Here is a 5,296-nt window from a genome sequence, read left to right as displayed (position 1 = left end):
CATCCTTTTAGCGGACCTGGCGGCGACCTACTCTCCCGCGCCTTGAGACGAAGTACCATTGGCCCTGGGGGACTTAACGACCGAGTTCGGAATGGGATCGGGTGGGGAACCCCCGGCATAGCCACCAGGTCAGCAAAAAGGATGCTGTCTGCCTGATTTTGAGGTCAGGCAGAGCAAAGAAGAAGACATCGTAGTCTGAAGTAAAGCTCAGTCATGGGTTTGACTGAAGAACGATCAAGCCTATCGAGCTATTAGTACCGGTAAGCTCCATGCGTCGCCGCACTTCCACACCCGGCCTATCAACGTGGTGGTCTTCCACGGCTCTCAGCGAGACCTTGTTTTGAGGTTAGTTTCCCGCTTAGATGCTTTCAGCGGTTATCTATTCCACACTTAGCTACCCTGCTGCACAGCTGGCGCCATGACAGGTCCACCAGAGGTGTGTCCATCCCGGTCCTCTCGTACTAGGGACAGATCCTCTCAAGTCTCGTACACCCACGGCAGATAGGGACCAAACTGTCTCACGACGTTCTGAACCCAGCTCACGTACCACTTTAATCGGCGAACAGCCGAACCCTTGGGACCTGCTCCAGCCCCAGGATGTGATGAGCCGACATCGAGGTGCCAAACTTTGCCGTCGATATGGACTCTTGGGCAAAATCAGCCTGTTATCCCTAGAGTACCTTTTATTCGTTGAGCGATGGCCCTTCCACGCAGGACCACCGGATCACTATGGCCGACTTTCGTCTCTGCTCGACTTGTCAGTCTCGCAGTCAGGCGGGCTTATGCCATTGCACTCGACGACCGATTTCCGACCGGTCTGAGCCCACCATCGCGCGCCTCCGTTACACTTTGGGAGGCGACCGCCCCAGTCAAACTGCCCGCCACGCCATGTCCCGGACCCGGATAACGGGCCGCGGTTAGACGTCAACAACAATAAGGGTGGTATTTCAAGGATGGCTCCACGCAGACTGGCGCCCGCGCTTCATAGCCTCCCACCTATCCTACACATGTTATTGCTAACGCCAAGGCGAAGCTGCAGTAAAGGTTCATAGGGTCTTTCCGTCTGACCGCGGGAACCCCGCATCTTCACGGGGAATTCAATTTCGCTGAGCCTGTGCTGGAGACAGTGGGGAAGTCGTTACGCCATTCGTGCAGGTCGGAACTTACCCGACAAGGAATTTCGCTACCTTAGGACCGTTATAGTTACGGCCGCCGTTTACCTGGGCTTCAATTCAGAGCTTGCACCCCTCCTTTTAACCTTCAGGCACCGGGCAGGCGTCAGACCCTATACGTCGCCTTGCGGCTTCGCAGAGCCCTGTGTTTTTGATAAACAGTCGCTACCCCCTGGCTTGTGCCACTCTTTTCTGGTTGCCCAAAGAAGAGTCACGCTTATCCCGAAGTTACGCGTGCAATTTGCCGAGTTCCTTCAGCACAGTTCTCTCAAGCGCCTTGGTATACTCTACCTACCCACCTGTGTCGGTTTCGGGTACGGTCTCCGTTGGAGTTATTTCCAGGGACCTGTTCACTGCCAGAACCAATCCAATAAGGACTGACAATTTACCAGATCCGTCACTTCCAACTGGCCCAGGAATATTTACCTGGTTCCCATCGACTACGCCTTTCGGCCTCGCCTTAGGGGCCGGCTAACCCTGCGCAGATTAGCTTTACGCAGGAACCCTTGGGTTTTCGGCGAGAGGGTCTCTCACCCTCTTTATCGCTACTCATGTCAGCATTCTCACTTCCGATACCTCCAGCAAGGCTCACGCCTCACCTTCATCGGCTTACGGAACGCTCCGCTACCGCTTGCACAAAGTGCAAACCCATACCTTCGGCGACTGGCTTTAGCCCCGTTACATTTTCCGCGCAGGTTCGCTTGACCAGTGAGCTGTTACGCTTTCTTTAAATGATGGCTGCTTCTAAGCCAACATCCTGGTTGTCAAAGCAAACCCACATCGTTTCCCACTTAGCCAGTACTTGGGGGCCTTAGATGATGGTTAGGGTTGTTTCCCTTTTCACGACGGACGTTAGCACCCGCCGTGTGTCTCCCAGATATCTCTCTCGGGTATTCGGAGTTTGATTAGAATTGGTAGAGATCGCTCCCCCCGCATCCATTCAGTGCTCTACCCCCCGAGGAGTCCGTCTGAGGCACTACCTAAATAGTTTTCGCGGAGAACCAGCTATGTCCAGGTTTGATTGGCCTTTCACCCCTATCCACAAGTCATCCGAGAATTTTTCAACATTCACCGGTTCGGTCCTCCAGTTGGTGTTACCCAACCTTCAACCTGCTCATGGATAGATCACCTGGTTTCGGGTCGTCATGCGACGTACTTATTCGCCCTATTCAGACTCGCTTTCGCTGCGCCTACACCTAACGGCTTAAGCTTGCACGGCACATGAAGTCGCTGACCCATTATACAAAAGGTACGCCGTCACCACGCGCGGTGGCTCCGACTGCTTGTAGGCTTCCGATTTCAGGATCTGTTTCACTCCCCTTGTCGGGGTGCTTTTCACCTTTCCCTCACGGTACTTGTTCGCTATCGGTCATTGAGGAGTACTTAGGCTTGGAGGGTGGTCCCCCCATGTTCAGACAGGATTTCACGTGTCCCGCCCTACTCGAGTCTGTCGCTATTTGACGCTTACGGGGCTATCACCCACTATGGCCGAGCTTCCCAGCTCGTTCAGCTTTATGTCACGACAGCACTGGCCTGGTCCCGGTTCGCTCGCCACTACTACGGGAGTCTCGGTTGATGTCCTTTCCTCCGGGTACTGAGATGTTTCAGTTCCCCGGGTTTGCTTAATGAACCCTATGTATTCAGGTCATTATACCTCTTCCGACCATCCAATCCTGGTTCCGACCGAAGCCGAAACTAAGTTGGGTGACCGTAAAGGTGGGTTTCCCCATTCGGAGATAGCCGGATCAAAGGGTGCTCGCGCCTCCCCGGCTCTTATCGCAGCGTGCCACGTCCTTCATCGCCTCTCAATGCCAAGGCATCCGTCAGAAGCCCTTATGCGCTTGATCGTTCTCAGCAAAACCCATGCGCTTCGGGTCTAGGGACCCGAGGCATGCGCTTTACATGTCAGACTATGATGTCTTCTTAAGTCCAACCTGAAGCGGCTGAACCCTACCTTTACGATGTCATTTCGCAGATGGCTTGGAGCCAGCTGCAAACTTGTATCTTTCCGATCGCGATAGTCTCGATCCATCCGGTGATGGAGAGACATGGTGGAGCCAGACGGATTCGAACCGACGACATCCTGCTTGCAAAGCAGGCGCTCTACCAACTGAGCTATGGCCCCTCACACATGGTGTGAGTTGCTTTGCCCAGGGGAGCCTGGTGTCGGTTGCGTTCCGTGTTGGAAAGAGTGGTAGGCCCGATAAGACTTGAACTTATGACCTCACGCTTATCAAGCGTGCGCTCTAACCAACTGAGCTACGGGCCCATAGGCCACACAGATCAGATCAGACCATCAGGTCAGACCCGCTCCTGGGCTCGCGATCGTGCCTCGAACCTGATCGGCCCGAGACAAGTGGAAAGAGAAACGAAGACGGCGGCGATCCGCTCATTTGTGTGCGTCTAGCGCACTAATTGGAGCCTCAATAGAGCCGATCCGAAGACCAGTTCTGGAGAAGCATCCTTAGAAAGGAGGTGATCCAGCCGCAGGTTCCCCTACGGCTACCTTGTTACGACTTCACCCCAGTCGCTGACCCTACCGTGGTCGCCTGCCTCTCTTGCGAGTTAGCGCAGCGCCTTCGGGTAAAGCCAACTCCCATGGTGTGACGGGCGGTGTGTACAAGGCCCGGGAACGTATTCACCGCGGCATGCTGATCCGCGATTACTAGCGATTCCAACTTCATGCTCTCGAGTTGCAGAGAACAATCCGAACTGAGACGACTTTTAGGGATTGGCTCCCCCTCGCGGGATTGCAGCCCTCTGTAGTCGCCATTGTAGCACGTGTGTAGCCCACCTTGTAAGGGCCATGAGGACTTGACGTCATCCCCGCCTTCCTCCGGATTAACTCCGGCAGTCCTGTTAGAGTGCCCAACTGAATGATGGCAACTAACAGCGAGGGTTGCGCTCGTTGCGGGACTTAACCCAACATCTCACGACACGAGCTGACGACAGCCATGCAGCACCTGTGTCCCAGTCCCCGAAGGGAAAGCCAGATCTCTCTGGATGTCCAGGCATGTCAAAAGGTGGTAAGGTTCTGCGCGTTGCTTCGAATTAAACCACATGCTCCACCGCTTGTGCGGGCCCCCGTCAATTCCTTTGAGTTTTAATCTTGCGACCGTACTCCCCAGGCGGAGTGCTTAATGCGTTAGCTGCGTCACCGACAGGCATGCCTGCCGACAACTAGCACTCATCGTTTACAGCGTGGACTACCAGGGTATCTAATCCTGTTTGCTCCCCACGCTTTCGAGCCTCAGCGTCAGTAACGGACCAGTATGTCGCCTTCGCCACTGGTGTTCTTCCGAATATCTACGAATTTCACCTCTACACTCGGAGTTCCACATACCTCTTCCGTACTCAAGACTGCCAGTATCAAAGGCAATTCCAAGGTTGAGCCCTGGGCTTTCACCTCTGACTAAACAGTCCGCCTACGCTCCCTTTACGCCCAGTAATTCCGAGCAACGCTAGCCCCCTTCGTATTACCGCGGCTGCTGGCACGAAGTTAGCCGGGGCTTCTTCTCCGGGTACCGTCATTATCGTCCCCGGTGAAAGAATTTTACAATCCTAAGACCTTCATCATTCACGCGGCATGGCTGCGTCAGGCTTTCGCCCATTGCGCAAGATTCCCCACTGCTGCCTCCCGTAGGAGTTTGGGCCGTGTCTCAGTCCCAATGTGGCTGATCATCCTCTCAGACCAGCTACTGATCGTAGCCTTGGTGAGCCTTTACCTCACCAACTAGCTAATCAGACGCGGGCCGCTCCAATGGCGATAAATCTTTCCCCCGAAGGGCACATCCGGTATTAGCTCAAGTTTCCCTGAGTTGTTCCGAACCAAAGGGCACGTTCCCACGTGTTACTCACCCGTCCGCCACTAATCCCGAAGGATCCGTTCGACTTGCATGTGTTAGGCCTGCCGCCAGCGTTCGCTCTGAGCCAGGATCAAACTCTCAGGTTGAGTTGACCGCTAACCCAAACATTCAACCGAGGGGGAAAACCCTCAGTCACGTTCTGGTTTGCATAGTTTCTTGACGAGTTCCCAATCACATCGATGGATCAAAGCCTAAGCTTTGCTCCATGATATTCATGGTGTCTTCAAGAGACCGCAATTGTCAGCGTTCGAGATGAAC

2 tRNA genes and 3 rRNA genes are annotated in these 5,296 nt (G+C 54.4%); all 5 read right to left on the bottom strand.

What is annotated here, in order from left to right:
• Positions 1 to 14: 14 nt before the first annotated feature.
• Positions 15 to 129 (bottom strand): 5S ribosomal RNA (gene rrf, locus I4Q42_RS25740).
• A gap of 101 nt (positions 130 to 230) precedes the next feature.
• Positions 231 to 3,019, bottom strand: a 23S ribosomal RNA gene (locus I4Q42_RS25735).
• A 202-nt stretch (positions 3,020 to 3,221) separates the two neighbouring features.
• Positions 3,222 to 3,297 (bottom strand) — tRNA-Ala (locus I4Q42_RS25730).
• Between the two features lie 67 nt (positions 3,298 to 3,364).
• A tRNA-Ile gene (locus I4Q42_RS25725) sits at positions 3,365 to 3,441 on the bottom strand.
• 199 nt (positions 3,442 to 3,640) lie between these two features.
• Positions 3,641 to 5,124 (bottom strand): 16S ribosomal RNA (locus tag I4Q42_RS25720).
• The 16S, 23S and 5S rRNA genes sit together here with 2 tRNA genes alongside, the layout of an rRNA operon.
• Positions 5,125 to 5,296: the final 172 nt, after the last annotated feature.

Source organism: Caulobacter hibisci, from assembly GCF_016135805.1.
Taxonomy (GTDB): Bacteria; Pseudomonadota; Alphaproteobacteria; order Caulobacterales; family Caulobacteraceae; genus Caulobacter; species Caulobacter hibisci.
Note: the sequence above shows the minus strand (reverse complement) of the source record. Positions and strands in the feature narration are given on the sequence as shown.